23 protein-coding genes and 6 tRNA genes are annotated in these 25,563 nt (G+C 74.4%); 12 read left to right on the forward strand and 17 right to left on the reverse strand.

Translation table 11 applies throughout. The annotated features are described in order from the left end of the window. Positions 1 to 38: 38 nt before the first annotated feature. Positions 39 to 512: an SRPBCC family protein gene (locus B4U46_RS07300; protein ID WP_079425109.1), complete on the reverse strand. Its 474-nt coding sequence runs from the start codon at positions 510 to 512 to the stop codon at positions 39 to 41. A gap of 165 nt (positions 513 to 677) precedes the next feature. Here B4U46_RS07300 and B4U46_RS40595 point away from each other — a divergent pair, with 165 nt between their 5' ends. Together B4U46_RS40595 and B4U46_RS40600 are read left to right on the forward strand one after the other, a co-directional pair. Continuing rightward, complete coding sequence (locus B4U46_RS40595) at positions 678 to 1,895, forward strand: hypothetical protein (protein ID WP_420543152.1); 1,218 nt, start codon at positions 678 to 680, stop codon at positions 1,893 to 1,895. Between the two features lie 740 nt (positions 1,896 to 2,635). Beyond that, complete coding sequence (locus tag B4U46_RS40600; RefSeq protein WP_420543173.1) at positions 2,636 to 3,199, forward strand: SCO7613 C-terminal domain-containing membrane protein; 564 nt, start codon at positions 2,636 to 2,638, stop codon at positions 3,197 to 3,199. 64 nt (positions 3,200 to 3,263) lie between these two features. Here the strand turns inward: B4U46_RS40600 and B4U46_RS07310 are convergent. Beyond that, positions 3,264 to 3,335 (reverse strand) — tRNA-Val (locus B4U46_RS07310). Positions 3,336 to 3,392: 57 nt separating this feature from the next. Continuing rightward, complete coding sequence (locus tag B4U46_RS07315) at positions 3,393 to 3,830, reverse strand: TIGR02611 family protein (protein WP_079425111.1); 438 nt, start codon at positions 3,828 to 3,830, stop codon at positions 3,393 to 3,395. A gap of 177 nt (positions 3,831 to 4,007) precedes the next feature. Here B4U46_RS07315 and B4U46_RS07320 point away from each other — a divergent pair, with 177 nt between their 5' ends. Together B4U46_RS07320 and B4U46_RS07325 are read left to right on the forward strand one after the other, a co-directional pair. Beyond that, positions 4,008 to 4,421 carry an SsgA family sporulation/cell division regulator gene (locus B4U46_RS07320; RefSeq protein ID WP_030011909.1) on the forward strand — a complete coding sequence of 138 codons (414 nt, stop codon included), beginning with the start codon at positions 4,008 to 4,010 and terminating at the stop codon, positions 4,419 to 4,421. Between the two features lie 215 nt (positions 4,422 to 4,636). Beyond that, positions 4,637 to 5,251: a CGNR zinc finger domain-containing protein gene (locus B4U46_RS07325; RefSeq protein WP_079425113.1), complete on the forward strand. Its 615-nt coding sequence runs from the start codon at positions 4,637 to 4,639 to the stop codon at positions 5,249 to 5,251. On the opposite strand, the gene B4U46_RS07330 is transcribed toward B4U46_RS07325, so the two are convergent. Together B4U46_RS07330 and B4U46_RS07335 are read right to left on the reverse strand one after the other, a co-directional pair. Next, positions 5,207 to 5,398 carry a hypothetical protein gene (locus B4U46_RS07330; protein ID WP_079431610.1) on the reverse strand — a complete coding sequence of 64 codons (192 nt, stop codon included), beginning with the start codon at positions 5,396 to 5,398 and terminating at the stop codon, positions 5,207 to 5,209. The two genes, B4U46_RS07325 and B4U46_RS07330, sit on opposite strands and share 45 nt — an antisense overlap. Positions 5,399 to 5,529: 131 nt before the next feature. Next, positions 5,530 to 5,949 carry a hypothetical protein gene (locus tag B4U46_RS07335; protein WP_079425114.1) on the reverse strand — a complete coding sequence of 140 codons (420 nt, stop codon included), beginning with the start codon at positions 5,947 to 5,949 and terminating at the stop codon, positions 5,530 to 5,532. Between the two features lie 163 nt (positions 5,950 to 6,112). Between B4U46_RS07335 and B4U46_RS07340 the strand changes: the two genes are divergently transcribed. Then, positions 6,113 to 6,610, forward strand: coding sequence for a DsbA family protein (locus tag B4U46_RS07340; protein WP_079425116.1), 498 nt, complete (start codon positions 6,113 to 6,115; stop codon positions 6,608 to 6,610). 10 nt (positions 6,611 to 6,620) lie between these two features. Here the strand turns inward: B4U46_RS07340 and B4U46_RS07345 are convergent, their stop codons facing one another. From B4U46_RS07345 to B4U46_RS07355, 3 genes are all read right to left on the reverse strand, one after another. Continuing rightward, positions 6,621 to 7,454, reverse strand: coding sequence for a GNAT family N-acetyltransferase (locus B4U46_RS07345; RefSeq protein ID WP_079425118.1), 834 nt, complete (start codon positions 7,452 to 7,454; stop codon positions 6,621 to 6,623). A gap of 68 nt (positions 7,455 to 7,522) precedes the next feature. Then, positions 7,523 to 8,344, reverse strand: coding sequence for an aminotransferase class IV (locus B4U46_RS07350; protein WP_079425120.1), 822 nt, complete (start codon positions 8,342 to 8,344; stop codon positions 7,523 to 7,525). Continuing rightward, complete coding sequence (locus B4U46_RS07355) at positions 8,341 to 9,426, reverse strand: chorismate-binding protein (protein ID WP_079425122.1); 1,086 nt, start codon at positions 9,424 to 9,426, stop codon at positions 8,341 to 8,343. The genes B4U46_RS07350 and B4U46_RS07355 overlap by 4 nt, the downstream gene beginning before the upstream one ends. 182 nt (positions 9,427 to 9,608) lie before the next feature. On the opposite strand from B4U46_RS07355, the gene B4U46_RS07360 reads away from it, so the two are divergent. The 5 genes from B4U46_RS07360 (at position 9,609) to B4U46_RS07380 (ending at position 10,091) form a co-directional block, all read left to right on the forward strand. After that, a tRNA-Gly gene (locus B4U46_RS07360) sits at positions 9,609 to 9,681 on the forward strand. 38 nt (positions 9,682 to 9,719) lie between these two features. Beyond that, positions 9,720 to 9,793 (forward strand) — tRNA-Cys (locus B4U46_RS07365). A 1-nt stretch (position 9,794) separates the two neighbouring features. Then, positions 9,795 to 9,866, forward strand: a tRNA-Val gene (locus tag B4U46_RS07370). A gap of 32 nt (positions 9,867 to 9,898) precedes the next feature. After that, a tRNA-Val gene (locus B4U46_RS07375) sits at positions 9,899 to 9,970 on the forward strand. A 49-nt stretch (positions 9,971 to 10,019) separates the two neighbouring features. Continuing rightward, positions 10,020 to 10,091: transfer RNA gene (locus tag B4U46_RS07380), tRNA-Val, on the forward strand. Between the two features lie 204 nt (positions 10,092 to 10,295). On the opposite strand, the gene B4U46_RS07385 is transcribed toward B4U46_RS07380, so the two are convergent. Then, a complete protein-coding gene (locus B4U46_RS07385) occupies positions 10,296 to 10,505 on the reverse strand; it encodes a hypothetical protein (protein ID WP_384757425.1) in 210 nt (69 codons plus the stop codon). Positions 10,506 to 11,032: 527 nt separating this feature from the next. Between B4U46_RS07385 and B4U46_RS07395 the strand changes: the two genes are divergently transcribed. Beyond that, positions 11,033 to 12,313, forward strand: a complete 1,281-nt coding sequence (locus B4U46_RS07395; RefSeq protein WP_079431611.1) for a serine/threonine-protein kinase — start codon at positions 11,033 to 11,035, stop codon at positions 12,311 to 12,313. Positions 12,314 to 12,472: 159 nt separating this feature from the next. On the opposite strand, the gene B4U46_RS07400 is transcribed toward B4U46_RS07395, so the two are convergent. The 3 genes from B4U46_RS07400 to B4U46_RS07410 form a co-directional block, all read right to left on the reverse strand. Next, positions 12,473 to 13,291 carry a TrmH family RNA methyltransferase gene (locus B4U46_RS07400; protein WP_079425126.1) on the reverse strand — a complete coding sequence of 273 codons (819 nt, stop codon included), beginning with the start codon at positions 13,289 to 13,291 and terminating at the stop codon, positions 12,473 to 12,475. 42 nt (positions 13,292 to 13,333) lie between these two features. Beyond that, complete coding sequence (gene cobA / locus B4U46_RS07405; RefSeq protein ID WP_079425128.1) at positions 13,334 to 14,596, reverse strand: uroporphyrinogen-III C-methyltransferase; 1,263 nt, start codon at positions 14,594 to 14,596, stop codon at positions 13,334 to 13,336. Between the two features lie 920 nt (positions 14,597 to 15,516). After that, positions 15,517 to 15,771, reverse strand: a complete 255-nt coding sequence (locus tag B4U46_RS07410) for a hypothetical protein (protein ID WP_079425129.1) — start codon at positions 15,769 to 15,771, stop codon at positions 15,517 to 15,519. 329 nt (positions 15,772 to 16,100) lie between these two features. On the opposite strand from B4U46_RS07410, the gene B4U46_RS07415 reads away from it, so the two are divergent. Further along, positions 16,101 to 17,360, forward strand: coding sequence for a helix-turn-helix domain-containing protein (locus tag B4U46_RS07415; protein ID WP_079425131.1), 1,260 nt, complete (start codon positions 16,101 to 16,103; stop codon positions 17,358 to 17,360). Here the strand turns inward: B4U46_RS07415 and cutA are convergent. The 5 genes from cutA to B4U46_RS07440 all read right to left on the reverse strand — a co-directional run bounded on the left by cutA (position 17,357) and on the right by B4U46_RS07440 (position 25,538). Then, positions 17,357 to 17,674 carry a divalent-cation tolerance protein CutA gene (gene cutA, locus B4U46_RS07420; RefSeq protein ID WP_079425133.1) on the reverse strand — a complete coding sequence of 106 codons (318 nt, stop codon included), beginning with the start codon at positions 17,672 to 17,674 and terminating at the stop codon, positions 17,357 to 17,359. The genes B4U46_RS07415 and cutA overlap by 4 nt on opposite strands. A gap of 725 nt (positions 17,675 to 18,399) precedes the next feature. Beyond that, positions 18,400 to 22,203: a nicotinate-nucleotide--dimethylbenzimidazole phosphoribosyltransferase gene (gene cobT / locus B4U46_RS07425; RefSeq protein WP_079425135.1), complete on the reverse strand. Its 3,804-nt coding sequence runs from the start codon at positions 22,201 to 22,203 to the stop codon at positions 18,400 to 18,402. A 244-nt stretch (positions 22,204 to 22,447) separates the two neighbouring features. Then, entirely contained in the window at positions 22,448 to 23,662 is a 1,215-nt protein-coding gene (gene cbiE / locus B4U46_RS07430) for a precorrin-6y C5,15-methyltransferase (decarboxylating) subunit CbiE (RefSeq protein WP_079425137.1), read from the reverse strand. Positions 23,663 to 23,722: 60 nt separating this feature from the next. Beyond that, positions 23,723 to 24,436, reverse strand: coding sequence for a GNAT family N-acetyltransferase (locus B4U46_RS07435; RefSeq protein ID WP_079425139.1), 714 nt, complete (start codon positions 24,434 to 24,436; stop codon positions 23,723 to 23,725). Between the two features lie 238 nt (positions 24,437 to 24,674). Beyond that, entirely contained in the window at positions 24,675 to 25,538 is an 864-nt protein-coding gene (locus B4U46_RS07440) for a MetQ/NlpA family ABC transporter substrate-binding protein (protein WP_079425141.1), read from the reverse strand. Positions 25,539 to 25,563 lie beyond the last annotated feature (25 nt).

The raw sequence follows: 25,563 nt of genomic DNA on the forward strand, positions 1-25,563 counted from the left end.
GGGAACGCACTGAACAATACAAGAGCCTCGGGGTCTGTTCAAACCGCTTCGGGCGGGGCGGTCAGCCTGGCCGCGAGGCCGCGCCGTCCGGCCCGCATCATCAGCGCGTGGTTGAGCCGCAGGGCGGGCCGTCCGGCGAGCGCGAACCGCCGCAGCAGCGGGGCCCGTACGTCGACCTCCTGCTCGTAGACGGCCCGGGTGCGGCGGGCGCCGGGGCCGCCGCGCGGGCGTACGGTCCACCGCGCCCAGCCTTCGAGGTCCCCGTCCAGTGCCACTTCCAGGACGCCCCGGGCGGGGGCGCGCAGCAGGCCGGTGAGGGTGACGTGGATCTCGTAGGGGAGGACGGAGCGGATCACGGCGGTCCCGGACTGCGCGTCGGTCTGCGCGACCCGGCGGACCTGTGGCCACCAGCCGGGGTAGTGCCGCGGGTCCTCCAGCAGGGAGTAGACGAGGGCGGGCGGGGCGTCGAGGTCCCACACGCTGCGGAAGCTGTAGTGCGTCCAGCGGGGCATGTTCCCAGTCTGGACCTCCGCCCGGCGGCGCCGGGGCGGTTTTCCGTGAAGGCCGCCCGGGACGGGGAACGGGTGGGATGCGCCGGGCGGCACCGCGGGTACTCAGGGGCGATCTGAGTACGCCCGCCCATGTCCTGACGGCGTGACGGGCGCCACACTCCGGGCATGGACACACCTCTGCCGCCGGCCCGCGAGCTGGCGCTCATCGACGCCGAACTGGCCCGACTGGACGCCCGGCGGCTGCACTTGCTGGCCCGCCGGGACTGGCTGCTGCGGCTGCTGTGGCAGCCGGGCGGGGTGCAGCCGGGGCCGGGGGCGGGTGCCTTCGGCCCCGCCGGGGCTCCGTTCGCCCCGCCGGCCTCTTCCGGCGCTTCCACCCCTTCCGCCCCGCCCGAGTCGAAGCCGAGTGCCCAGAACGTGCTGTTGGTACTGGGCGCGGTCCTGCTGGCGGTGGCCGCCCTGGCGTTCACCCTGTTCAGCTGGGGTTCCCTGGGCATCGGGGGCCGCTCGGCGGTGCTGGGCCTGGTGACGGCGGCGGCGCTGGCGGCGCCCGCCGTGCTGCTGCGGCGGGGGCTGCGCTCGACGGCCGAGGCGGTGACGGCGGTGGCGCTGGCGCTGACGGTGCTGGACGCGTACGCGCTGCACGCGGCCGACCTGCCCGGCAGCGACGGTCCCGCCTACGCGGCGTGGGCGGCCGCGGTGCTGGCGGCGCTCTGGGCGGGGTACGGGGCGGCGCTGCGCGGGCTGCGGTCGGCGCCGCTCGCCGCGGTGGGGGCGGCGCAGCTGCCGTTGCCGCTGGCGGCGGCCGCTGCGGGGGCGGACCTGACGGGTACGGGCTGGGCGCTGCTGGCGACGGCCGCGCTGGACGCGGTGGCGGCGGTGGCGGTGGTCCGGCGGGCGGTGCGGGTGCCGGCGTGGGTGGGCTCGGGGGTGCTGGGCGGGTCGGCGCTGGCGGCGGGGCTGGCGGGTTCGCTGGCGGAGCCCGGGGCGGCCGGTCCGGCGCTGCTGCTGGCGGCGGGGGCGCTGCTGGGCGTGGCGGTGGCCTGGCGGGAGCCGCGGGCCGTGGCGGCCTCGGTGGCGGGGGTCTGGCGGCGGTGTCGGCGGTGGGGGCGCTGGTTCCGGCCGGGTGGGCGGACGTGTGGTGGGCGGTGGCGGTGCGGGTGGCGGCGGGGGTCGCGCTGGTGGCCGCGGTACGGGTGGACGCGCTCCCGGCGGCGGTGCGGCGCGGGCCGGCCCTGGCGGGGGCGGGGGTGGCCGCCCTGGGCGCGCTGGCGGGGCTGCCGGTGGTGGCGTGGCTGCTGGCGGCGCGGCTGGCGGTGCCGGCCGAGGTCTGGTCGGGGTCGGCCCCGCGCCCGGAGGGGCGGGGGGCGGGGCTCGCGGTGACGCTGCTGCTGGCGGCGGGGGCCTTCGTCCTCCTCCCCCGGCTCCGGGCGGGCGGACCCGGGCCGTCCGGAGCCGGGCCCCGCGGGGGGTACGGCCCGGCGGCCGCCGGGCCGGGCGCGGATACCGCGACGGCGCCGGGCGCTGCGCAGGCCCCGGCGGGCGGGCCGTCCCGCCGGAGCGCGGTGGGCCTGCCGGGTCCGGCCGCCCGGGCCGGGGCGGTGGTGTGTGCGTGGGCCGGGCTGTTCGTGGCGGCCGCGGGGGCGGGGCTGCCGGGGGCGGTGGGGCTCGGGGTGGAGCTGGCGCTGGCGCTCGCGGCCGGGGCGGTGGCCTTGCGGGCCGCGGAGCCGGCCGTCGCGTGGGCGGCCGGCTGGTGTGCGGGGGCGGGGGCCTTCGGGGTGTCCCTGGCGGCTCTGGACGGCCGTGCGGCCACGTTGGCGGTGTTCGGGGTGCTGGGTGCCGCAGGCGCGCTCGGAGCGGCGTACGGGGGCGCTCGCGCGGCGGTGCGGGGCGTCTGCGCGGTGGCGGCCGTCGGGTACGCGGCGGCGACGGTGGTGGCGCTGGGCGCGCTGGGCGGCGTGGCGCCCGCCTGGACGGGGGTGGCGGTGGTGGCCCTTCCCTCGGCGGTGGTGGCCTTCGGGCCGGCGCTGGGGACGGTGCGCGTCCCGGCGGAGGTCTCCGCGGCGGGGGCGGGGGTGCTCGGGGTGGTCCTGGCGACCGGTGACCTCCCGGTGCTGGCGCTGGTGCTCGCGCTGGGCGGGGCGCTCTGCGCGGCGGGGGCGCTGCGGGCCGACCGGCGGGGGCTGGGTCCGGCGGCGGGGGTCCTGGGCGTGGCGGCCGTCTGGGTGCGGCTGGCGGCGTCGGGGGTGGCGGTGCCGGAGGCGTACGCGCTGCCGGCGTCGGCGGCGGCCCTGGCGGTGGGGCTCGTGCGCCGCCGCCGCGACCCGGAGGCCTCGTCCTGGGCGGCGTACGGCCCGGGTCTGGGGGTGGCGCTGCTGCCGAGCCTGGCCGCCGTCTGGGGGGACCCGTACTGGCCCCGCCCGCTGCTGCTGGGGCTGGGGGCGCTCGCGGTGACGCTGGCGGGTGCGCACCGGCGGCTGCGGGCGCCGTTGCTGCTGGGCGGGGTCACCCTGGCGGGGGTCGCGGTGCACGAGCTGGCCCCGTACGTGGTGCAGGTGGCGGGTCTGCTGCCGCGCTGGGTGCCGCCGGCGCTCGCGGGTGTGCTGCTGCTGGCGGTGGGGGCGACGTACGAGAGGCGGCTGCGGGAGGCCCGCCGGCTGCGCGAGGCCTTCGGCCGGCTGCGCTGAGGGGCGGGCGGGTACGGCAGAGGCCCCGGAGACTCTTGCGAATCTCCGGGGCCTCTGCTCCGGGTGGGCGATACTGGGATCGAACCAGTGACCCCTTCGGTGTGAACGAAGTGCTCTCCCGCTGAGCTAATCGCCCGGGCACACCGCAAACATTACCGCATGTCAGCGGTGCTCCATGACCACCTCCGGACGATCACTGGTCCTTGAGGTTCCACGGCAGGGTGAAGCCGTACTTCCAGAGGTAGAAGCCGACCAGCGCGCCCGCGATGACCAGGCCGGCGCTGGTGAGGATGATGTTGCGGCGCCGGACCTTCGGGTCGAGGGCCTTCTGCGCGGCCTCGGTGACCTTGCGCTTGGTCCAGCGCAGGACGAGGTGGGCCCACGCGAACTCGGTGGCCCAGATCGCCAGGCCGGCGAAGATCGCGACCCAGCCGGGCCCCGGCAGGACGAGCATCGCGATGCCGGCGCCGATGACGACCAGGCCGACGACGAAGACGCCGACCTGCCAGCTCAGGTGCAGGCTGCGGTTGGCCTTGATGAAGGCGGGCGCCTTCGAGACGTGCGGCGCTTCCTCGGCGGCCGTCTCGCCCGTAGCGGATTCGTTGGTTCCGCGGTCACTCCCCGTATCCATGGCACCGAATCTACCGGAGCCGGAAGCACACGTGAATGCGGCTTTGGATCCGCCGTCCGAGGGACCCAGAGGTCCGCAAAACGGTCAGAGGGGTTTACAACGGCACCGTAGGTGGCATGTCGATTTCGCCGACGTGCGAATCCCCGAGCGCACACTGAGCGAAAGGCCCTGGCGCTTATGAACACCACGGTCAGCTGCGAGCTGCACCTGCGCCTCGTTGTGTCGAGCGAGTCCTCACTGCCTGTTCCCGCGGGCCTGCGGTATGACACGGCCGATCCCTACGCCGTGCACGCCACCTTCCACACCGGCGCCGAGGAGACGGTCGAATGGGTGTTCGCCCGCGACCTCCTCGCTGAGGGCCTCCACCGGCCTACCGGTACCGGCGACGTCCGCGTCTGGCCGTCCCGCAGCCATGGTCAGGGCGTCGTCTGCATCGCCCTGAGCTCACCGGAGGGAGAAGCGCTGCTGGAAGCACCCGCCCGAGCCCTCGAGTCGTTCCTGAAGCGCACGGATGCCGCGGTCCCGCCCGGGACCGAGCACCGGCACTTCGACCTCGACAAGGAGCTCTCCCACATCCTGGCCGAAAGCTGAGCCAGGCCCCCAGCCGCCCGGCACCGTCCGACTCGGGGCGACGGTGCCGCACGGACAACCCCATACGGCAGCACCGGCGCTGTCCCCGCGGGAGCCACCCGCGAGGGCGGCGCCGTCGCGCTGCCCGGGCGCCTTGTTGACGCCAACCGCTAGAGTCGGCCCCCAGCGGCGGCAGCGGCCCGTCGCCGCCAGGCCGGCATCCAGGGAGCGACCCCGTGCAGATCCCCCACGACACCCGTCGCGCGCTCGACGTCGTCGTCGCGCTGGTCAACACAGCGGCCGAGCCCGGCCGGCCCGACGGGCTGGCGGACGTCGCCGCCCTGCGCGGCTTCGTCAAGGAGTACGCGATCAGCGACGTCGGCGAGCTCACCGCCCGCGACCTCGCCGGGGTCCGGACGGTACGGGGCAAGTTCGCCCAGGTCTTCGCCGCGCCGAACTCCCGCGCCGCGGCCGTGCTGATCAACGAGCTGGTGGCCACCGCCGGCACCACCCCCCGGCTGACCGACCACGACGGCTACGACTGGCACGTGCACTACTTCGCGCCGGGCGCCTCGGTGGGCGACCACCTGGCGGCGGACGGGGGCATGGCGCTGGCCTTCATCGTGGTCTCCGGCGAGCAGGAGCGGCTGCGCCGCTGCGAGGCCCCGGACTGCCGGCGGGCCTTCGTGGACCTCTCCCGCAACCGCTCGCGCCGCTACTGCGACAGCCGGACCTGCGGGAACCGGCTGCACGTGGCCGCGTACCGGGCGCGCCGCAAGGGTGCCGACAGCCACCCGGAGCACGCGTCAGAGCAGGTAGAGGTCGTGCACGGCGGCGAGCAGGAGCAGTAGCCCGATCACCGCCAGGAAGATCATCAGCGGCGGCTGGGACAGGGCGAAGAGGCAGCCGCGCGGTTCGGGGGGCCCGAGGGGCGCGGGGGCCTCGGCAACGGAAACGGGAACGGGAGCCTGCGGCTCACCCTGGGATGTGTCGAGCATGTCGGGGCGATGATCGCGCAGTGCGACCCCCCGGCGCCCCCAACACGCCATGCGTCACACGGTAGTTAGCCGTCTCTCCTCACTTCGGGTGGTTTCCCCGGGCTTCTCCCGCGCGGGAGCGCTGCCGTGCGCTAGATGCCGTGCTTCTTGAGGATGGCCTCGATGTCGGAGAAGTCCTCCGCCGGAGCGCTCCGCGGCGTCGGGGACGGGCCGGCGGCCCCGCCGCCGAGGGCGGGCGCGGAGGCGGCCGGGGCGACGGCCCCGCGGGGCTTCGCCGCGCCCGCCTCGCCCGCCGCGCCGCGCCGTTCGAGCGCCCGGGTGGCCAGGAACAGCACCCAGGCCAGGGCCAGCAGCCCGAAGCCGATCCACACGGTCGGCTTGAAGACGACCCCGGACAGCCACTGCACCACCCCGGTCAGCACCAGGGCGACCGGCACCAGCGCGTACGCGGCGATCCGCACGGCCCTCAGGAACCGCCTGCGGTACGCGGTCACGGCGGCGATGCCCAGGCCCGCCGCGGACACCGCGGAACAAATGGTCTCGGCGAGCATGCGGTCCTCCGGCGGTCTGCGGCGGGCGTTCTGTCCCTTCCATCCTGCACCGCCCGCCTCCGTCGCGGCCATGCCCGCGCGCCCGCCCGGCCCGATCTCCGGGACATCTCGGGGTCGGATCTCCTCCCCCGGTGCCGCACGGGTGGTCTGGGAGACTGTCCGTATGACCGATTCCGTGATCCTCGACGTCTGGTGCGAACTCCAGTGCCCGGACTGCCACAGCGCTCTGGACGACGTGCGCGCCCTGCGGGCCCGCTACGGCGACCGGCTGGACATCCGGCTGCGCCACTTCCCGCTGGAGAAGCACAAGCACGCCTTCGCCGCCGCGCAGGCCGCCGAGGAGGCCCTGGAGCAGGGGCAGGGCTGGCCGTACGCGGAGGCGGTACTGGCCAGGGCGGCCGAGCTCGGCGAGCGCGGCGAGGCCGTACTGCTCGACGCGGCCCGTGAACTGGGCCTGGACGCCGAGGAGTTCGACACCGCCCTGATCGACGGGCGGCACATCCTGATCGTCGACGCCGACCAGGCCGAGGGCAAGGCCATCGGCGTGACCGGCACCCCGACCTACGTGATCGGCGGCGAGCGCCTCGACGGCGGCAAGAGCCAGGAGGGCCTGCGCGCCCGGATCGAGGAGATCGCCGACCGGCTGCTGGCCGGCGGCTGAGCCGGAGGGCTCAGAGGAGTTCCTTGGCGTAGTTCACCTCCGTGGTCCGGTAGCCGAGGGATTCGTACAGCCGCAGGGCCGGGGTGTTGTCGGCGAACACGTGCAGCGCCAGCAGGCGGTGGCCCCGCGCGATCGCGGCGCGCTCCGCGAGGAGCATCAGGTCCCGGCCGTGGCCGCGGCCCCGGTGCTCCTCGGCGACCGCGACGTCGTACACGTACGCCCCCGCGCCGCCCTCCCCGCGCGGCGCGAGCCACACGTGCCCGACCGGGGTCCCGGCCGCCTCCAGGACGGCGAAGGTGACGCCCGGGGTGTCCAGGCCGCGCGGGAGCTGCGCATCGTGGTCCGCCTCCGACTTGGCCCGCGCCTCCTGCGGCCGCATGCCCCGGGCCGTCCAGCTCGCCGCGTACTCCGCGCGGGCACGGACGTCCCACGCCGCGTACTCGGCCTGCGTCATCGGCCGGCCCCGCACCCCTTCGGAGAGGGCCGGCGGGTCCTGGGGGAGCTCCTTGGCCATGTTCCGGCCCGTTTCCGCGTATCCCAGGGACCCGGCGAGCCGCAGGCCGCCCGGGGAGCCCGCCGGGACGGAGATCCGCACCCGGCGGCAGCCCCAGCCGCGCAGCACCTCCTCGGCGGCCAGCGCGGCGACCGTGGCGCGGCCGCGGCGGCGGTCCGCCTCGTCGATGGCCAGGTCGCGGATCTCCCCCAGCGTCGGCCCGAAGGGCGTGTCGGCGGCGATCAGGAGCGTTCCGACCCGCCTGCTGTTGACGCGGACCTCATACGGGCGCGAGCGCCCGCCGCCCCCGCTGTGCTGAAGCGGCCCGGTCGGCCGCAGGGTGGTGGTCATCCGTCCCGTTCTACCCGCCGCGCGCCGGTGTCACCCGGGCGGGGGGCTCAGGGGGGCTCAAGGGGGGCTCAGGGGTCGATGTCGGACGCCGCGCGCTCCTCGAAGACCCGCATGGCCTTGGCGGTGACCGGGCCGGGGGCGGCGGGCAGGACGCGGCCGTCGATGCGGTGGACGGCCTGGACGTCGCGCAGGGTGGAGGTCAGGAAGACCTCCTCGGCCCGCTCCAGGACGTCGAGGGGCAGGTCGGTCTCGTGGGCGCCGGTCCATTCGGCGGCCAGGGCGCGGGTGATGCCCGCGAGGCAGCCGGAGGCCACGGGCGGGGTGTGCAGTTCGCCGTCGAGGACGACGAAGACGTTGGAGCCGGTGCCCTCGCAGAGCTGCCCCACCGTGTTGGCGAAAAGGGCCTCGGAGGCGCCCGCCCGGTTCGCCCGGGCGAGGGCGACCACGTTCTCGGCGTAGGAGGTGGTCTTCAGGCCGGCCAGGGGCGAGCGCTCGTTGCGCACCCAGGGGACGGTGATCACGGCCGTGGTGTCCGGGCGGCGGGCGGTCTCGCCGACGGCGACGACCAGGGTGGGCCCGGTCTCGCCGCGGTCGGAGCCGAGCGGGGAGAGGCCGCCGGTGTAGGTGATCCGCAGCCGGCCGAGCGGCATCGGGTTGGCCTCCAGGACGGCGGCGCAGGCCCGGCGGACCTCGTCGAGGTCGGGGTCGGGCAGGCCGAGGCCGCGGGCGGAGCGGGTCAGCCGCTCCAGGTGCCGGGTGAGGGCGAAGAGGGTGCCGTCCTGCGCCTTGAGGGTCTCGAAGACCCCGTCGCCCACGGTCAGCCCGTGGTCGAGGACGGACACCTTCGCGTCGTCGGCGTCCCGCAGTGTTCCGTCGAGCCAGATCCTCACCGTACGGTTCCTCCACTCAGGTCGTGCGTCGTCTCGTCCGCGCCCGGGGCGGGCCCGCCCGAGGCCAGCGCGAGCAGCCGGGCCGCCTTGAGCTCGGTCTCGGCCCATTCCCGCTCGGGGTCGGAGCCCCAGGTGATCCCGGCGCCGGTGCCGAAGCTCAGGCGGGGCCCGCCGGGGGCCTCGCGGTCGATCCAGAAGGTGCGGATGCCGACGGCGAGCGCGGCGGTGCCCCGGTCGGCGTCGACCCAGCCGATGCCCCCACAGTAGGGGCCGCGCGGGGCGGTCTCCAGCTCTTCGATGATCCTCAGGGCGGAGGACTTGGGCGCGCCGGTGACGGAGCCGGGCGGGAAGGTGGCGGCCAGCAGCTCGGGCCAGCCCGCGCCCTCGGCGAGCTCGCCGCTGACGGTGGAGACCAGGTGGACCAGGCCGGGGTGCTCCTCCAGGGCGCACAGCTGGGGCACGGTGACCGAGCCGGTGGCGCAGACGCGGCCCAGGTCGTTGCGGACGAGGTCCACGATCATCACGTTCTCGGCGTGGTCCTTGGGCAGCAGGTCGGCGGCGGTGCGGCCGGTGCCCTTGATCGGTCCGGACTCCACGCGGCGGCCCGCCCGGCGCAGGTACAGCTCCGGGGAGGCGGTGGCGATCTCCACGCCGTGGGCGCGGAGCCGAATCGTTCCTGCGTAGGGGGCCGGGTTGCCGCGCGCGAGGAGGGCGGTGAGGGCGTCCACGTCGGCGGCGGCCGGGTCGGGCAGCGGAGCGGAGACCACGCGGCAGAGGTTGGCCTGGTAGACCTCCCCCGCCGCGATGTACTCGCGGATCCGGCGGACCCCCGCGACGTACGCGGAGCGGTCGAGGGAGGAGGACCAGCGGTCGGCGGCGGGTCCGCGCCAGGCCCCCGGGACGGGCGCGGGCACGGGGTCGGGGCGTATGTCCCCGAAGCGCGCGCAGACCAGCCGGCCTTCGAAGTCCGCGCTCACCACCCAGAACCCGGTGGAGTCGAGGGCCGAGGGATCGCTGGTGACGTCTCGGAGGTCGGTCGCGAGGAGGCCGCCGAAGCGGGCCAGGGGAGGCAGGTCGTGCACGGCTGCGAGTCTATGACCGGTGGCGAGATGCCGCCGGTGAGGTGACCGGCGGGTGACCTCTGGTGATCGGGTCGGCAGCACGCTGCGGAAACGCGTTTTTGAGCTGGCCCGGGAATCCGCTAGAGTTCAACACGTCGCCAGGGAGCGAAGGGGAAAAACCCCGGAGCGAACACGGTGACACTGCGGACGTAGCTCAGTTGGTAGAGCACCACCTTGCCAAGGTGGATGTCGCGAGTTCGAGTCTCGTCGTCCGCTCTGAGTGGGGGATCTTCCCGAGACCCCGCGCACTCCGAGGTGGAGTGGCCGAGAGGCGAGGCAACGGCCTGCAAAGCCGTCTACACGGGTTCAAATCCCGTCTCCACCTCCAAGGACGATTAGCTCAGCGGGAGAGCGCTTCCCTGACACGGAAGAGGTCACTGGTTCAATCCCAGTATCGTCCACTGGTCCGAAAGGGCCGGTCCGCAAGGATCCCGCGCGATTAGCTCAGCGGGAGAGCGCTTCCCTGACACGGAAGAGGTCACTGGTTCAATCCCAGTATCGCGCACGCAGTACCAGCAACACCCTGATTGACCTGCGGTTCCGTACCGTAGCCCGCGCGATTAGCTCAGCGGGAGAGCGCTTCCCTGACACGGAAGAGGTCACTGGTTCAATCCCAGTATCGCGCACCGCCACCGGAAGCCCCGGCCGTCTCGACGGCCGGGGCTTCTGCCGTGGGGCGGCTGTGGGGACGTGAAAAAGGGTGTTGCCCGTCCGGCTCCCCAGCCGTACGGGCAACACCCTTCAACTGCCGTCCGCCGTTCCCCCGTCCCCACGGGGTTCGACGGGCCGATGTCCCGGCCCGGGCCGCTCTCCCGGACCCGGAGCGCCGCTCAGCGCCCCAGCATCACGCCCACGGACGACGCCTGTGCCGCCACCTGATCGAAACCCCCGAAGAGGAAGAGCAGGAGGGCGGCCAGGGGGAGGACCATGGCCGCGGCCACCAGCGGGTGGCGCGTACCGGACTCATGGCCGTTGAACGCGAAGAGCTTGCGTCCCTGCCGTGCGATGTCCGCCATGGTCCTCTCCCTGTCGTCTGGCAGCGGCGGGCTCGTGACCTCGGGGGACGAGTGCGCCACCCGCCGCTTGTCTTCAACACTAGGCGGCCGGAAGGCTGCTGGCCTCATGCCCTCGTACCCATTGCCGGGCCTCCAGGAGGATGAGGCGGACGCCCGCGGCCTACTCCCCTGGGTGGAGATCGCTGCCCCCGGGTGGGGGTCTTCCCGGAGGGAATGACCGGAGAGTAGTGACTTCGCTCACTTCCGTCACCCCCCGCGCACGCGTGTCCTCGTACGGGGTGCTGACGGCTCCGGTCGCGCGCCGCGGCCGCCCTCCCCCGGCCCCCGCTGCCCGAAGGGAGCGCGAACAGGCCAATCCCCTTGGCCCGAAGGGCTCTTGGGGGTGCGGGGCGAAGTCACCGGAACGGGGGTCTTCCTGTCTGGCACACCCTCAAGTGGCCTGCCCCGCACTGAGGATCGAATCCTCCGCGGAGGGCGCGGCCTCTGAGCGCTGGTGCCGGATGGTCCGTAAGCTGTGCCAGGTCAGCAAGGCGACCGTCAGCGGGGTGGACATGGCGATGATGCGGCTCCGGCGCGAGGACCCGCGTGTCGTCGGCTCCTTCAGACTGCACCGGCGGCTCGGTGCCGGCGGCATGGGCGTCGTCTACCTCGGCTCCGACCGGCGCGGGCAGCGCGTCGCCCTCAAGGTGATCCGGCCCGACCTGGCCGAGGACCAGGAGTTCCGCTCCCGGTTCGCCCGCGAGGTGTCCGCCGCCCGGCGGATCCGCGGCGGGTGCACGGCCCGGCTGGTGGCCGCGGACCTGGAGGCCGAGCGGCCCTGGTTCGCCACCCAGTACGTGCCCGGCCCCTCGCTGCACGACAAGGTGGCCGAGGAAGGCCCCCTGACGGCGGCACAGATCGCCGCCATCGGCGCCGCGCTGTCCGAAGGGCTGGTCGCCGTCCACGAGGCCGGGGTCGTCCACCGCGACCTGAAGCCCTCGAACATCCTGCTGTCGCCCAAGGGGCCGCGGATCATCGACTTCGGCATCGCCTGGGCCACGGGTGCCAGCACCCTGACCCACGTCGGCACCGCCGTCGGCTCCCCCGGCTTCCTCGCCCCCGAGCAGGTGCGCGGCGCCGCCGTCACCCCGGCCACGGACGTGTTCTCCCTCGGCGCCACCCTCGCCTACGCCGCGATGGCCGACTCCCCCTTCGGGCACGGCAGTTCCGAGGTCATGCTGTACCGGGTCGTGCACGAGGAGCCGCACCTGGTCGGCGTCCCGGACGCGCTGGCCCCGCTGGTGCGGGCCTGCCTGGCCAAGGACCCCGAGGAGCGGCCGAGCACCCTGCAGCTGTCGATGCGGCTCAAGGAGATCGCCGCCCGCGAGGCGCAGGGGCTGGGCGACGGCCGCCCTCCGGCCCAGCGTGCCCGCGTCGAGCGGTCCACCGGCCGGCTGCCGGAGCGGGCCGCCGGGTACGCGGGGCAGGACACCGAGCGGCGTACCGGGGGCGGCGGCCGGGGCCCGGGCGAGCGGCTGGGCGATCGGGCCGGCGAGCGTGCGGGTGAGCGGCACGGCGAGCGGCACGGGGACCGCCCGGCCGGCGCCACGCCCGCCCCGCGGCCGCAGGGGCCGCACAGCGGGGCGCGCCCGCGCCCGTCGGGCTCCCGCCACCCCGGGTCGACGGCGGGGCGCACGGGGGGCCGTACGGGACCGCGCACCGGGCCCCGTACCACCGGCACCGGGCGGCGGCCTTCGCGGCCCGACCCGAAGCTGATGCGGCAGCGGCTGATCGTGTTCGTGGTCGTGACCCTGCTGGTGGCGCTGGGGATCGCGCTCGCGCAGCGGCTGTGAGGGAGCGCGTAGCGGCGAAGGGGCGCCCCGCCTTGCGGCGGGGCGCCCCTTCGGTTTGTGCGGGGGGGCGGGCTGGTCGTGTGTTGTGTGAGGGGGTGCGGGGGGGGACGGGCTGGTTGTGCGTTGTGCGTTGTGCGGAGGGGGTGCGGGGGCCGCTGGTCAGGCGTTGCCGCCGCTGCCCGCCACCGCGTAGAAGGCCACCGCCGCGGCCGCGCCCACGTTCAGCGAGTCCACGCCGTGCGCCATGGGGATCCGTACCCACTCGTCGGCGGCGACCAGCGCCTGCGTCGACAGGCCGTCGCCCTCGGCGCCCAGCATCAGCGCCACCCGTTCCAGGGTGTGCGGGGCCGCCACGTCGATCGGCGAGGCCTTCTCGTGCGGGGTGAGCGCCAGCAGCTTGAAGCCCGCCTCGCGGACCGTGTCCAGGCTCTTGGGCCAGGCCTCCAGGCGGGCGTAGGGGACGGAGAACACCGCACCCATCGACACCTTCACCGAGCGGCGGTACAGCGGGTCCGCGCAGTCCGGCGACAGCAGGACGGCGTCCATTCCGAGGGCGGCGGCGCTGCGGAAGATGGCCCCGATGTTGGTGTGGTCGTTCACCGCCTCCATGACGGCCACCCGCCGGGCCGAAGCCAGCAGCTCCGGCGCCGTGGGCAGCGGCTTGCGCTGCATCGAGGCCAGGGCGCCGCGGTGCACGTGGTAGCCGGTGACGCGCTCGGCGAGGTCCGGGCTGACGGCGTACACCGGGGCCGGGATCTCGTCGATGACGTCGCGCATGACGTCCACCCACTTGGCGGAGAGCAGCATCGAGCGCATCTCGTACCCGGCGTCCCTGGCCCGCCGGATGACCTTCTCGCCCTCGGCGATGAACAGGCCCTCGGCGGGCTCTCTGCGCCGGCGCAGCTCCACGTCGGTCAGGCCCGTGTAGTCGCGCAGGCGGGGGTCTTCGGGGTCTTCGATGGTGATGAGATCAGCCACAGGGTGATACTGCCTTGTCCTGGGTGTGGTGCCAACGGGCCGTCAGGCGCCGGTGGCGGGGGGCTCGGGGAGCACGGGGAAGGTGGGGAGCTCGCCGGGAGGGTTCACGGCGACGACCTCGCCGATGACGATGACGGCCGGCGGGCGGACCTCCTCGGCGCGCACGGTCTCGCCGACCGTGGCGAGGGTGGCGTCCACGCGGCGCTGGGTGGCGGTGGTGCCCTCCTGGACGACCGCGACCGGGGTGTCGGCGGGGCGGCCGTGCTTGATCAGGGCCTCGGCGATCAGCCCGATCTTGTCGACGCCCATCAGGATGACGAGGGTGCCGGTGAGCTTGGCCAGCGCGGCCCAGTCGACCAGGGAACGCGGGTCGTCGGGGCCGACGTGGCCGCTGACCACGGTGAACTCGTGCGCCACGCCGCGGTGGGTCACGGGGATCCCGGCCGCGCTCGGCACCGAGATGGAGCTGGAGATGCCCGGCACGACCGTGCAGGGGATGCCGTGCTCGGCGAGGGCCTGGAGCTCTTCCATGCCGCGGCCGAAGACGTAGGGGTCGCCGCCCTTGAGCCGGACCACGGCCTTGCCGGCCTTGGCGTGCTCGATGAGGGCGTTGTTGATGGCCTCCTGGGCCATGAAACGGCCGTACGGGATCTTCGCGGCGTCGATGACCTCGACGTGCGGCGGGAGCTCGTCCAGGAGGTCGCGGGGGCCGAGCCGGTCGGCGATCACGACGTCGGCCTCGGCGAGCAGGCGCCGGCCGCGCACGGTGATCAGGTCCGGGTCGCCCGGGCCGCCGCCGACGAGGGCGACTCCGGGGGTGTGCGGGCGGGCGGCGGTGAGGGAGCCGTCGCGCAGCCCCTCGACCACGGCGTCGCGTACGGCCGCGGAGCGGCGCGGATCGTTTCCGCTGAGCACGGCCACCGTGACGCCCTCGACCCGGCCGGTCGCGGGGGTCCAGGCGGTCGCCGCCTCGGCGTCGTCGGCGCGCACGCACCAGACCCGCTTGGCCTCGGCCTCGGCGGAGGCACGGTCGTTGGCCTCGCGGTCGCGGGTGGCGATCAGGGCGTACCAGGCACCGTCGAGGTCGCCGTCCTGGTAGCGGCGCCGCTCCCAGCGGATCTCCCCGGTCTCGGCCATCGCGTCCACGGAGGGGGTGGCGGACGGGGACACCAGCAGGACGTCCGCACCGGCGGCGACGAGGGCGGGCAGGCGGCGCTGGGCGACCTGGCCGCCGCCGATGACGACGACGCGGCGCCCGGTCAGGCGCAGTCCTACGGGGTAGGCGGGGTGTGCCGGGTTTCCCATGGCGGTTGCGGCTCCTGATGCGGCGGGTGTGTTCGGCGGGGCCGCTGCTGCGCTGGAGCGGCTGACGGACCGTGCGGGCGCCCGTCCGCCACCACGATACGACCCATCGCCGCTGGTGGTACCTGCGGGGGCGCAGATTGGCGGAGGCACGGCCACGGCTTGACGTCGCCACGCGGGGGCGGGGTTTTCGCCCCTGCGGCGTGTCCGGGGCAGGCCGGCGGCTGCCTCCCCGCCGGGCGGGGATGGGGCGGGGCCGCCCCCTCGCGGTGCGGGCCCGCCGTCTCCCCCGCGAGGGGTCGGGGGCCGAACGGCGCTTGCCCACCCGCCTCCCGGCCTGCGGGCGGTGGGGTGGGGCCGGGAGCCCGCCGGGCGGGACCGGACGGCCGACCGGGGGTGGGGAGGGGCGGGGTCTCGGCCGGACGGTCTCAGAGATCGGTTGGGGCTTTCCCGTCAGTCTCATCGTCCTTCCGCGTCGGGCCGGCCTGTCAAGAGCGCTCCTACGTCGCGTCGCTACGCGATGTCGCTGCGCTCCACTCTTGACAGCCCGTCCCGCCACGGAAAAACGAAGACTGCCGGGAAACCCCCAAAGGAACGGGACGGACGTTCACTGGACATACGGCCGTATCAGCGACCCTTCGGGGTCGTCGGGGGCCGCCTCGCCAAGCATCCGGGCCGATGAGCCGGTGGATCGGGGCCGCGATTCGCGACAGATCGCTACGCGCTCCTGCCGTCCCAGCGTCCGCCGACCGTCCGGGGATGATGCCCGCAGGAAAGGACGACGGGACCGTCATCCGGGGCCGGTGGGCGCGACAAATCGCTACGCGCTCCTCCCATTTCGGCGTCCGCCGCCCGGCTGGGGCTGATACCTGCACCAAATGCCAATCTGAGCGGCATCCGGGGCCTGTGGGCGCGGCAGATCGCTACGCGCTGCCCGGTTCTCGGCGGCTGCAGGCCGTCTGGGGCTCGTCATAGGCGGGCTGGATGTTGGCGACGGCCGTGGTGAACTCGCGGCCGGATGCCCCCCGGATATAGGCCAGCTCCATCCAGTACTCGGCACCCCGATCCGAGACGTTCTCGTTGATCACGGCCATCAGGACGCCCTCCGCCCCGGAGGCGATGTCGCGGACACGGCGATGGAGGAGGCGGTGAGGGACGTACTCGTACTGCTCACTCATGGGGCGGCTCCTCGAAGGAGTCGAGGAAGCGCTCCCAGCCGGCTTGGGCGCGGTCGAAGAGTTCCTGGCTGGGCAGGGGCACGGCCCGCACCCTCCAGAAAGGACTGCTGCGATGAGGCAGAGCACTGACGCAGGTGCACACGGTCTGGCGCTGATCCTTACGGTTCTGGGGGGACACTGCACCTCTCCACGGTCTTGGACGGGCGGCTGTGACCAGTCAACTGCCTTGAGCGTTTGGACGGATGGGCCAGGAGGCATGGCCATTCCGGGGACATGGCCACGTTTTATGGCCAGGCTGAGTTCCGGGCGGGGACAGCCGAGGGACGGCGATGACGACCAAGAGCGAGAGCAACGATCCGGAGCCGATCGGCCAACTGATTCGTCGGCTGCGGACGGCCAGCGGACGGACGCAGGAATGTCTGGCCGCAGACCTCTCCGCACGGCGGGGATACCCGCTGGAGCAGGCTGCGGTGTCGAGATGGGAAACGCACGAGCGACTTCCGGACCCCGCGTCGCGGGCACTGCTGGCGGCCGAGTTCGGCGTGCCGGAGGAAGAGCTTTGCCGCGCAGTCGCGCTGGCGCGGCGGCTTCGCCGTCAGGAGCAGCAGAGCGACCAGGAGAACGATGTGAACCGCCGAGGATTCATGGCCAGCGCTGGCATCGCCGTCATACAGCCATCGTCGCTACTGGCGGCGGGCCGGAGGATCGGTGCCGACGTGCCGGGGCAGCTGAGCCAGAGAACGGCCCGGCTCAGACGACTGGACGACTTCGCGGGCGGTGGTGACACCTACCGGTTGTACGTGCGTGAGCTCGACAGCACGATCCGGCTGGCCGACGAAGGTGTCTACTCGGAGACCACAGGGCGTGCCCTTCGGGGAATCGTCTCCGAACAAGCTCAGCTGGCGGGATGGGCGGCATACGACGCCGGCCACTACGGGGCCGCCCGCAACCACTACATGACCGCCCTGGCGGCATCCCGGGCTGCCGGGAACACCTCCTTGGAAGGCAACTCGCTGGCCTTCCTCGCGTACTTGGAGTGGACTGTGGGTGGCGACTCCGGCGTCAGGTTTGCGACGGCCGCGTGCGAGGCGCTGGGCACGAACGCGACGCCGGCCGTACGGGCCCTCCTGGCGGACCGACTGGCATGGCAGCACGCGACATCCGGCAATGCCTCAGCAGCGGACTACGCCCTTAAGACGGCCGAAGAAGCCATCCACGAGGAAAGCGACGAGTCAGCGCCGGACTGGGCCTACTGGGTGGACAGTGACGAAATCGCGATCATGACTGGGAGGTGTTGGGCGGAGCTACATCGTCCGCTGCGGGCCATCCCCGCGTTGGAGGACGCCCTCAGCCGCTACGACGACACACGGGCACGAGACAAAGCGCTGTACCTCTCCTGGCTCGCGTCGGCCTACCTGGACGCAGGAGAAGTCGAGCACGCAGCCACGATCACGGGTCGAGTGCTCGACCTCGCGGAGGGGCTGGCTTCGGTCAGACCGGCCGCACGGGCTCGGGCGATGGTCAGGCGGCTGGAGCCCCACCGGGCCCTTGCCCCGGTCACCGCACTGCTGGATCGTGTGAAGGCCTAGCGGGTGGCGCGGGTGATCCACTCCAGGTACTCGGCACGACCAGCGTCAATTCCGAACGCGATGACCTCCGGCGAGTCGTACGGGTGGTTGTCCGCGAGGTGTTTCTCCAACGCCTCGCAGCAATCATCGGCTGTCCGGAACGCCACCTGGTACTCGGTCCCCTCGGTCACCTCGCCGAGGTGCCTGTACGTGGTCTCGATCGGACCGGTCACCTGCCCGGAGGCGGCCAACCCCGCCTCCACCGCCGACCGCGACAGCTTCCGGGCGGCCTCGTGAGTATGGACGGTCGTGATCACAATCAAGAAGTCAGCCATGCTGGCAACGTACCTGCCGCACAAAGACATTGGGCTGGATACTGCACATCAGAAGACCGTCTGTTGGTCCTGGGACACGTGTATCAGCCCTCGACGGCCGCCGGACGCCGATTCAGGGCAGCGCGTAGCGATCTGATGCGCCCATCGGTCCCGGATGTGTTCCTGATTGGCATTCCCTGCGGGTATCGGCCCCAGGCGGTAGGCGGACGCTGAGACGGGAGGAGCGCGTAGCGATCTGTCGCGGATTGCGGCCCCGGATGGCAATCCTGTCGGCCCAGATGCTTGGCGAGGCGGCCCCCGACGACCCCGAAGGGTCGCTGATCCCGCCGTATGTCCATCAATGGACCGTGCCGTCCTTTTGGGGGTTTCCCGGCAGTCCTTGTCTTTCCGGGGCGGGTCGGGCTGTCAAGGGTGGAGCGCAGCGACATCGCGAAGCGACGCGACGAAGGAGCGCCCTTGACAGGGCGGCCCGAACCGGAAGGACAGTGGGACTGACGGGAAAGCCCCAACCCCTCTCTGAGACCGCCCAGGTCAGACCCTGCCCCCCCGGTCCCGGCTCGCTGTCCGCCACCGCCCGGCAGGATCCCGATCCCCACCCACCGCCCCGCACCCAGGGAGGCGGGTGGGCAGCCACCGCCCGGCCCCCACCCGTCGAGGGGGAGATGGCGGGCCCAAAGCAGCGGGGCCGGACACCCCGTGGTGTCCGGCCCCGATCCGCGTGGTGGCTACTTCTCCGTCACGCCCGCCGAGTCGAACGTGGCCACCTCGTGCATCGCGCGGGCCGCGCTCTGGACCAGGGGGAGGGCCAGGAGGGCGCCCGTGCCTTCGCCGAGGCGGAGGTCCAGGTCGACCAGGGGGCGCAGGCCCAGCTTGTTCAGGGCGGCCACGTGGCCCGGTTCCGCGCTGCGGTGGCCCGCGATGCAGGCCGACAGGGCTTCGGGGGCGATGGCGCGGGCCACCAGGGCGGCCGCGCCCGCGCTCACGCCGTCCAGGATGACCGGCGTGCGCAGGGAGGCGCCGCCGAGGATCAGGCCGACGATCGCGGCGTGCTCCAGGCCGCCGATGGCCGCCAGGACGCCGATCGGGTCGTTCACGTCCGGCTGGTGGAGCTCCAGGGCGCGGCGGACCACGTCGACCTTGCGGGCGTGGGTCTCGTCGTTGATGCCGGTGCCGCGGCCGGTGACCTCCGCCGGGTCGACGCCCGTGAAGACGGAGATCAGGGCGGCGGACACCGTGGTGTTCGCGATGCCCATCTCGCCCGTCAGGAGGGCCTTGTTGCCCGCCGCGACGAGGTCGCGCGCGGTCTCGATGCCGACCTCGATGGCCGCGACGGCGTCCTCGCGGCTCATCGCGGGGCCCGCCGACAGGTCGTCCGTGCCGGGGCGGACCTTGCGGGGCAGCAGGCCCGGGGTGGCCGGCAGGTCGCCCTTCACGCCGACGTCCACGACGCACACCTCGGCGCCGACCTGGTTGGCGAAGGCGTTGCAGACGGCCCCGCCGCCCAGGAAGTTGGCCACCATCTGCGTGGTGACCTCCTGGGGCCACGGCGTGACGCCCTGGGCGTGGACGCCGTGGTCGCCGGCGAAGATCGCGACGGCGGCCGGCTCCGGGATCGGCGGCGGGCAGACGCGCGACAGGCCGGCCAGCTGCGCGGAGATGATCTCCAGCATGCCCAGTGCGCCCGCGGGCTTCGTCATACGCTTCTGCCGCTCCCAGGCCTCGCCGAGCGCCTTGGCGTCGAGCGGGCGGATTCCGGCGACGGTGTCGGAGAGCAGGTCGTGCGGGGCCTCGCCGGGCAGCGCGCGGCGCCCGTACGTCTCCTCGTGCACGACCCAGGCCAGCGGACGGCGCTGGGCCCAGCCCGCCTGCATCAGCTCCGGCTCCTCGGGGAACTCGTCGACGTACCCGACGCACAGGTAGGCGACGACCTCCAGGTGCTCGGGGAGGCCGAGCGCGCGGACCATCTCGCGCTCGTCGAAGAAGCTGACCCAGCCCACGCCGAGGCCCTCGGCGCGCGCGGCGAGCCAGAGGTTCTCGACGGCGAGGGCGGAGGAGTACGGGGCCATCTGCGGCTGGGTGTGCCGGCCGAGGGTGTGGCGGCCGCCGCGGGTGGGGTCGGCGGTGACCACGATGTTGACCGGGGTGTCGAGGATGGCCTCGATCTTCAGTTCCTTGAACTGCTTGGCCCGGCCCTTGGGCAGCGACTTGGCGTAGGCCTCGCGCTGGCGCTGGGCGAGCTCGTGCATGGTGCGGCGGGTCTCGGCCGAGCGGATGACGACGAAGTCCCACGGCTGGGAGTGGCCGACGCTCGGGGCGTGGTGGGCGGCCTCCAGGACGCGCAGCAGCACCTCGTGCGGGATCGGGTCGGTGCGGAAGCCGTTGCGGATGTCGCGCCGCTCGCGCATGACGCGCAGGACGGCCTCGCGCTCGGCGTCGGCGTAGCCGGGGGCCGGGTCGCCGACGGAGGGCCGGGGTGCGGCGGCGGCTTCGCCGTCGGCCGGGGCGGGCTCGCCGACGGCCGGCTCGGCATCGGCGGCGACGGGCTGCGCCGCCTCGGCGGACCCGGGGGCCGGCTCGGCCGGTACGTCGGCCTCCGCGGCGGGGTCGGCCGGCTCGGCCGGGGTCGCGGCGGGGGCGTCGGCCACCTGGACCGCCGCGTCTGCGGGGGTGGTCCCGGCGGCGGGCTCGGCCGGGGCCTCCGCGGCCTCGGGGGCCTGCGCCGCCTCGGCGGGCTCGGGGTTGCCGGGCGTGCCCGCGACGGCCGGGGCCTCCTCGGCCACCGGCGCGGGGGCGCCTTCGGGGGCGGTGACGCCCTCGGGCCCGGCGGCCGCCTCGGTGGCCACAGCGCCCTCGACGGCCTCGCCCGCCTCCGTCGCGGCCACAACGGCCTGCGGCGCCCCGGCAGGCTCGGCCACGGCCTGGCCGTCGGCCACGGGCGCGCCTTCAGCCGCGGCGGCCTGCACCTCGGCCGCCGGCTGGGCGTCTGCGGCCGGCTGGGCCTCGGCTGCGGCCTGGCCCTCGGCCACCGCCTGGCCGTCGGCACCGGGCCCGCCGTCGAGCACGGCCACCGGCTGGGCGTCGGCTGCGGCCTGGCCCTCGTTCACCGGCAGGCCGTCGATCGCCGCCTGGCCCTCGGCCACGGGCTGTCCGACGACGCCCTGGCCCTCGGCCGCACCCGGAGCCGCCTGCTCGGCACCCGCACCCGCGGGCTCCGCCGCCCAGGGCGCGCCGGCCTGCGGCGGGATCTCGCCCAGCTGCGCGGCGACCGGGGCGGCCGGGGCCACGGGCGCCTCCGCGCCCGGAACGTCAAGGTACTCGGGACCCGCGGCAGGCACCCCGGGCACCCCGGGAGCCGCATCCGCACCCGGAACCGGCTCCGGCGCGCCCGGCGTCCCCGCACCGGCCTCGGCGGCGGCCGACGGCTCGGCCACGCCCAGGGGCTCGGCGCCCGGCGGGGTCTCGGGGGCGGTCGCACCCTCGGCGGCGGCTGCGTCCGGTCCGGCCTCCGGGGCCGCTTCCGCCGCCGGGGCGGGGACGACGGCGACGGCGGGGGCCCCGGTCGGGACGGCGACGGCGGGGGCGGCCGGCATCGGCGGCGCCACGGTGGCGGCCGGCGCCGCGGCGGGCCCCCGGTCCGCGAGGGAACGTACGACTCCCCCGGTGGCCTCGGGCACGGGCGGTCCCATGTGGAGGGGCCGGCGGGACGGGGTCACGGGCGCGGCGTGCGGGATCTGCCCGGCCGCGGCGGCGGCCGCGGGCGGGACCACGAGCCCGCCGAGGTCCAGGGAGCCGGAGTCACGGCCGCCGGTCTCGTGCGCACCTGCGCTGTACCCGGCGGGGTCGGCGAAGCCTTCGGGGGAAGCGGGGTCGGGGAACGCGCCGTCAGGGAAGCCGAGCGACGGCCCGGGCATCGGCTGACCGGGCAGCGGCTGACCCGCGAGGGAGTGGTCCTGAGCCGGCTGGCCCGCCAGGGCGTGGTCCTGCACGGCCTGGCCCGCCAGGGGCTGACCCGGCATCGGCTGCCCCTGCACGGGCTGACCCGGCGCGGCCTGCTGACCCGGGACCGGCGCCTGAGCACCGGGCACGGCCTCCTGACCCGGGACCGGCTCCTGGCCCGCGACCGGCTGCTGACCCGGCATGGCGAACCCGGGCTCCGGGAAGCCGAGGGGCCCCGGCTCGGGGTAGCCGGCGGCCTGGGGCTGCGCCGGGGACTGGGGGTACTCGGCCTGCTGGTACTCGGCCTGGGGGTATTCGGTGTAACCCTGGTCCGCGGGGAACTCGCCGGGGAAGGCGGGGACCGGCGGGACCACCTGCGGGTCGCTCCAGGAGCCCTGCCCGTGCCCGCTGGGCATCAGCAGCAGTTCCTCGTCCTCGGCCGGGTCGTCGACGAGGTCCTGGAAGGCGTAGCCGGCCGGGGGCATCGGCGGCAGCGGGGGCATCGGCGGGACCGGAGCGGGAACGCCCTGCTGATCCACCATGCCCGCGTTGTCCGGGTGACCCTCGCCCGGGACCTGGCCGGTGTCAGTCATGCTTACCCCTCGCCCATCGGTGTTGCCTCTTCGCCTCTTCAATCGCCCGGCGCCCTGCTGGCCCGACGAGCGGGGTCGCCGCCCGGCGCCACGTCTCGTGTGCGCCCGCACGACAACTCCTGAGCATTGTCGCGCCCGTCGGCCACCGTGTCGGCCGGAAACCGGCACGGTCCGCTGTGGACTGCGCCACGTCGTGCCCCTGCCTGGCGGTACGACGATCGGCCAGCCTACCCCGGGCTCCCTGTCAGCGGTTCACGGGGCGTTCGGCTGCCAGCAGGAACACGACGGAACGCTCCTGTTCGGCCCAGGTCCTGGTGTCGAGGCCGACGGACTGCAGGAGCGCGCATTCGACGGCGTACCCGTGTTCGGTGAGGGTGCGTCCGATCGCCTCGGCCTCGTCGCGCGTGGAGGCGTGGCTGACGATCCGTTCGGGGCGGCGGTCGGCGACGGCGGCGACGACCGGGGCGCCGCCGCCCCCGACCCGCACGACATCGGGTTCGGGCAGGTTCTCGAGTACGTGTGGAGCGCGGCCCGTGACGACCTGGATCTGTACACCGCGCCTGCGGGCGGCGGCGGTTGTGCGTTCGCAGGCGCGCGGGTCGGCGTCGACGGCGATGACGGCGGCGCCGAAGGCGGCCGCGTCGACGGCGAGGGCGCCGTGCCCGGTGCCGATGTCCCAGACGAGGTCGCCGGGACGGGGGCCGAGGCGGGCGAGCTGGGCGGCGCGCAGCTGCGGCGACTCCCCCTCCCCCGCGTACGGGTCGGTGTGCGGGCGGGCCCAGCCGCGTCCGGCGGCGGGGTTCTGGGCGGGGTTCTGGCCGAGGAGCCAGGGGGCGTCGGCGGCTGCGGGGTGTCCGGCGCCGCCGATGACGATGACGACGTTGGGGTCGCGCCAGGTGTGGTCGGCGGCGGCGTCGGAGGTGAGGACGGTGACGCGTTCGCGGTCGGTGCCCAGTTCCTCGCAGATGACGAAGGTCCGGTGGACCCCTTCGAGGAGCAGGGCGAGTTCGGCGGGGCCGGCGCCGGGCGAGGTGAGGACGGCGACCTTGCCGCGGGCGCGGCAGACGTTGACGGCGCGGCGCAGGGTGCGGGGGTGGGCGACGACGACCTGGGCGTCGTCCCAGGGCATTCCGGCACGGGCGAAGGCGGCGGCGACGGAGGAGACGGCGGGGACGACCTCTACTTCCAGGCCGTGTTCGGGGGCGCGCAGGGTGCGTACGACACCGAAGAAGCCGGGGTCCCCGTCGGCGAGGACGACGGCGGTGCCGCGGTGGCCGGCGATGCGGCGGGCGGCGAGGCCGAGGCTGCCGAGGCGGATGCGTTCGGCGCCGGGCGGGACTTCGGGGAGCGCGAGGTGGTGGGCGGCGCCGGCCACGAGGGTGGCCGCGGAGAGCGCGGACCGGGCGGCCGCGGTCAGGGGGGAGCCGTCCCAGCCGATCACCGTGACCCGGTCGGCCATCGTCGTCAGTCTCCTGGGGTGGGGGCAGGCGAAGTTTCGTCGGGGTCGCGCACTGCGAGACTACCTGGTCACGGGACGGCTGCGGTCCGCGGTGGCGGCGTGGGCGGGGTGGCCGGCGCGGGACTGGCGGGCCTCGTGGCTGTCGTGGGTCTCGTAGGCGCCGTACTCCTCGCCGTAGGGGTCGGTGCCGGCGTCGTCGAGGTCCTCGGGGACCAGGCTCCACACGATGAGGTCGGTGCGGGTGTCGGCCCAGCTGCCGTCGGCGGACTGGGTGCGGACGGTCCAGGCGTTGCGCAGGACGCCTTCGCTGATGCAGCCGATCTTCTGGGCGACCTGCTGGGCGGCGGTGTTGTCGGCGGCGGTGCGCAGTTCGAGTCTCTCGAACTGCTGCTCGCGGAAGAGCCAGCGGGCGACGGCGAGGACGGATTCGCTGGCGTAGCCCTCGCCGCGGGCCCAGGGGGCGGTGACGTAGCGGATCTCGGTGGTGCGGGTGCGCCAGTCGGTGTCGCGGAGGTGGACGCTGCCGACGAGGCGGTGGGTGAGGAATTCGGTGACGGCGAGGACGATGCCGCGGCCCGTGGTGCGTTCGGCGTGGGAGCGGTCGGTGGCCCAGGCGTGGGCGTCGGCGCGGGTGTAGGGGTGCGGGGCCGGGGTCCAGGCGGTGACCTGCTCGTCGTTCATCATCTCGGCGAGCGCGGTGACGTCCTCCTCCTCGAAGGGGCGCAGCACCAGCCGGTCCGTGCTGATGGTGACGTCCGGGAAGGTGGTAGTCATGCGCAGCTCCATGCCTGAGACGGACCGTTTTGGCGGGTCGTAGGCCACAGCATGCAGCATCGGCCCGGGGATGTGCAGGGCCGGGCTGCCCGGAAGCGGGCACGGCCGGGGCGGTGTCCGGGCAGCCCTCGGCCCCGCGTGCCCGGGAGGGCGCGCGGGGCCGTGGATCCGGCGTGGGCCGGGCGGTTGGCCGGCCGGTCCGGCGGGCGGTCGCTCAGCCGGTTCGCCGGGCGGTCGCTCAGGCGGCCGGGGTTCCGAAGGCGGGGATGACGGAGCCCTGGTACTTGTCCTGGATGAACTTCTTGACCTCGTCGGAGTTCAGGAGCTTGGCGAGCTTCTGGATGCGCGGGTCGTTCTGGTTGCCGTCCTTGACCGCCAGGAAGTTCGCGTACGGGTTGCCCTCGGCCTTCTCCAGGACCAGGGCGTCCTTGGCGGGCGAGAGGTGGGCCTCGAGGGCGTAGTTGCCGTTGATGACGGCGGCGTCGACGTCGTTCAGGGCGCGCGGGACCGTGGCGGCCTCCAGCTCCTTGAACTCCAGGCCCTTCTTGTCGGTGATGTCGGAGAGCTTGGCGCTGGTACCGACGCCGTCCTTGAGGGTGATCAGCTTGTTCGCGGCGAGCAGCTGGAGGGCGCGGCCCTCGTTGGTGGTGTCGTTGGGGACGGCGATGGTCTGGCCGGCCTTGATGTCGGTGAGGGCCTTGACCTTCTTGGAGTAGAGGCCGAGGGGCTCCAGGTGCACGTTCACGACGGGCACGATGTGGGTGCCGTTCTTCTTGTTGAAGTCGTCGAGGTACGGCTTGTGCTGGAAGTAGTTGCCGTCGACCTGGCCCTGCTCGGTGGCGGTGTTGGGCAGGACGTAGTCCGTGAACTCCTTCACCTCCAGCTTGAGGCCTTCCTTGGCCGCGAGCTTGTCCTTGACGAAGTTCAGGATGTCGGCGTGGGGGCTCGGGGAGGCGGCGATGACCAGGGGCTTGCTCTCGTCGACCTTGCCGCCGTCGGCCTTGGTGGAGGACGGGTCCGAGGAGCTGCCGCAGGCGGTGAGGCCGAGGGCGAGCGCGGCGGAGGCGGCGGCGATGGCGGTGAGCTTGGTGTTCTTACGCACGAAGAGTGCCTTTCTTGCGGGTACG

The sequence above is a fragment of the Streptomyces katrae genome, from assembly GCF_002028425.1.
Lineage (GTDB): Bacteria > Actinomycetota > Actinomycetes > Streptomycetales > Streptomycetaceae > Streptomyces > Streptomyces katrae_A.

Bases quoted from the DNA above. Each gene is read 5' to 3' on its own strand.
- B4U46_RS07300 (WP_079425109.1), bottom strand. From the start codon at position 512: ATGCCCCGCTGGACGCACTACAGCTTCCGCAGCGTGTGGGACCTCGAC.
- B4U46_RS40595 (WP_420543152.1), top strand. From the start codon at position 678: ATGGACACACCTCTGCCGCCGGCCCGCGAGCTGGCGCTCATCGACGCC.
- B4U46_RS07315 (WP_079425111.1), bottom strand. From the start codon at position 3,830: ATGGATACGGGGAGTGACCGCGGAACCAACGAATCCGCTACGGGCGAG.
- B4U46_RS07320 (WP_030011909.1), top strand. From the start codon at position 4,008: ATGAACACCACGGTCAGCTGCGAGCTGCACCTGCGCCTCGTTGTGTCG.
- B4U46_RS07330 (WP_079431610.1), bottom strand. From the start codon at position 5,398: ATGCTCGACACATCCCAGGGTGAGCCGCAGGCTCCCGTTCCCGTTTCC.
- B4U46_RS07335 (WP_079425114.1), bottom strand. From the start codon at position 5,949: ATGCTCGCCGAGACCATTTGTTCCGCGGTGTCCGCGGCGGGCCTGGGC.
- B4U46_RS07340 (WP_079425116.1), top strand. From the start codon at position 6,113: ATGACCGATTCCGTGATCCTCGACGTCTGGTGCGAACTCCAGTGCCCG.
- B4U46_RS07345 (WP_079425118.1), bottom strand. From the start codon at position 7,454: ATGACCACCACCCTGCGGCCGACCGGGCCGCTTCAGCACAGCGGGGGC.
- B4U46_RS07395 (WP_079431611.1), top strand. From the start codon at position 11,033: ATGGCGATGATGCGGCTCCGGCGCGAGGACCCGCGTGTCGTCGGCTCC.
- cobA (WP_079425128.1), bottom strand. From the start codon at position 14,596: ATGGGAAACCCGGCACACCCCGCCTACCCCGTAGGACTGCGCCTGACC.
- B4U46_RS07410 (WP_079425129.1), bottom strand. From the start codon at position 15,771: ATGAGTGAGCAGTACGAGTACGTCCCTCACCGCCTCCTCCATCGCCGT.
- B4U46_RS07415 (WP_079425131.1), top strand. From the start codon at position 16,101: ATGACGACCAAGAGCGAGAGCAACGATCCGGAGCCGATCGGCCAACTG.
- cutA (WP_079425133.1), bottom strand. From the start codon at position 17,674: ATGGCTGACTTCTTGATTGTGATCACGACCGTCCATACTCACGAGGCC.
- cobT (WP_079425135.1), bottom strand. From the start codon at position 22,203: ATGACTGACACCGGCCAGGTCCCGGGCGAGGGTCACCCGGACAACGCG.
- cbiE (WP_079425137.1), bottom strand. From the start codon at position 23,662: ATGGCCGACCGGGTCACGGTGATCGGCTGGGACGGCTCCCCCCTGACC.
- B4U46_RS07435 (WP_079425139.1), bottom strand. From the start codon at position 24,436: ATGACTACCACCTTCCCGGACGTCACCATCAGCACGGACCGGCTGGTG.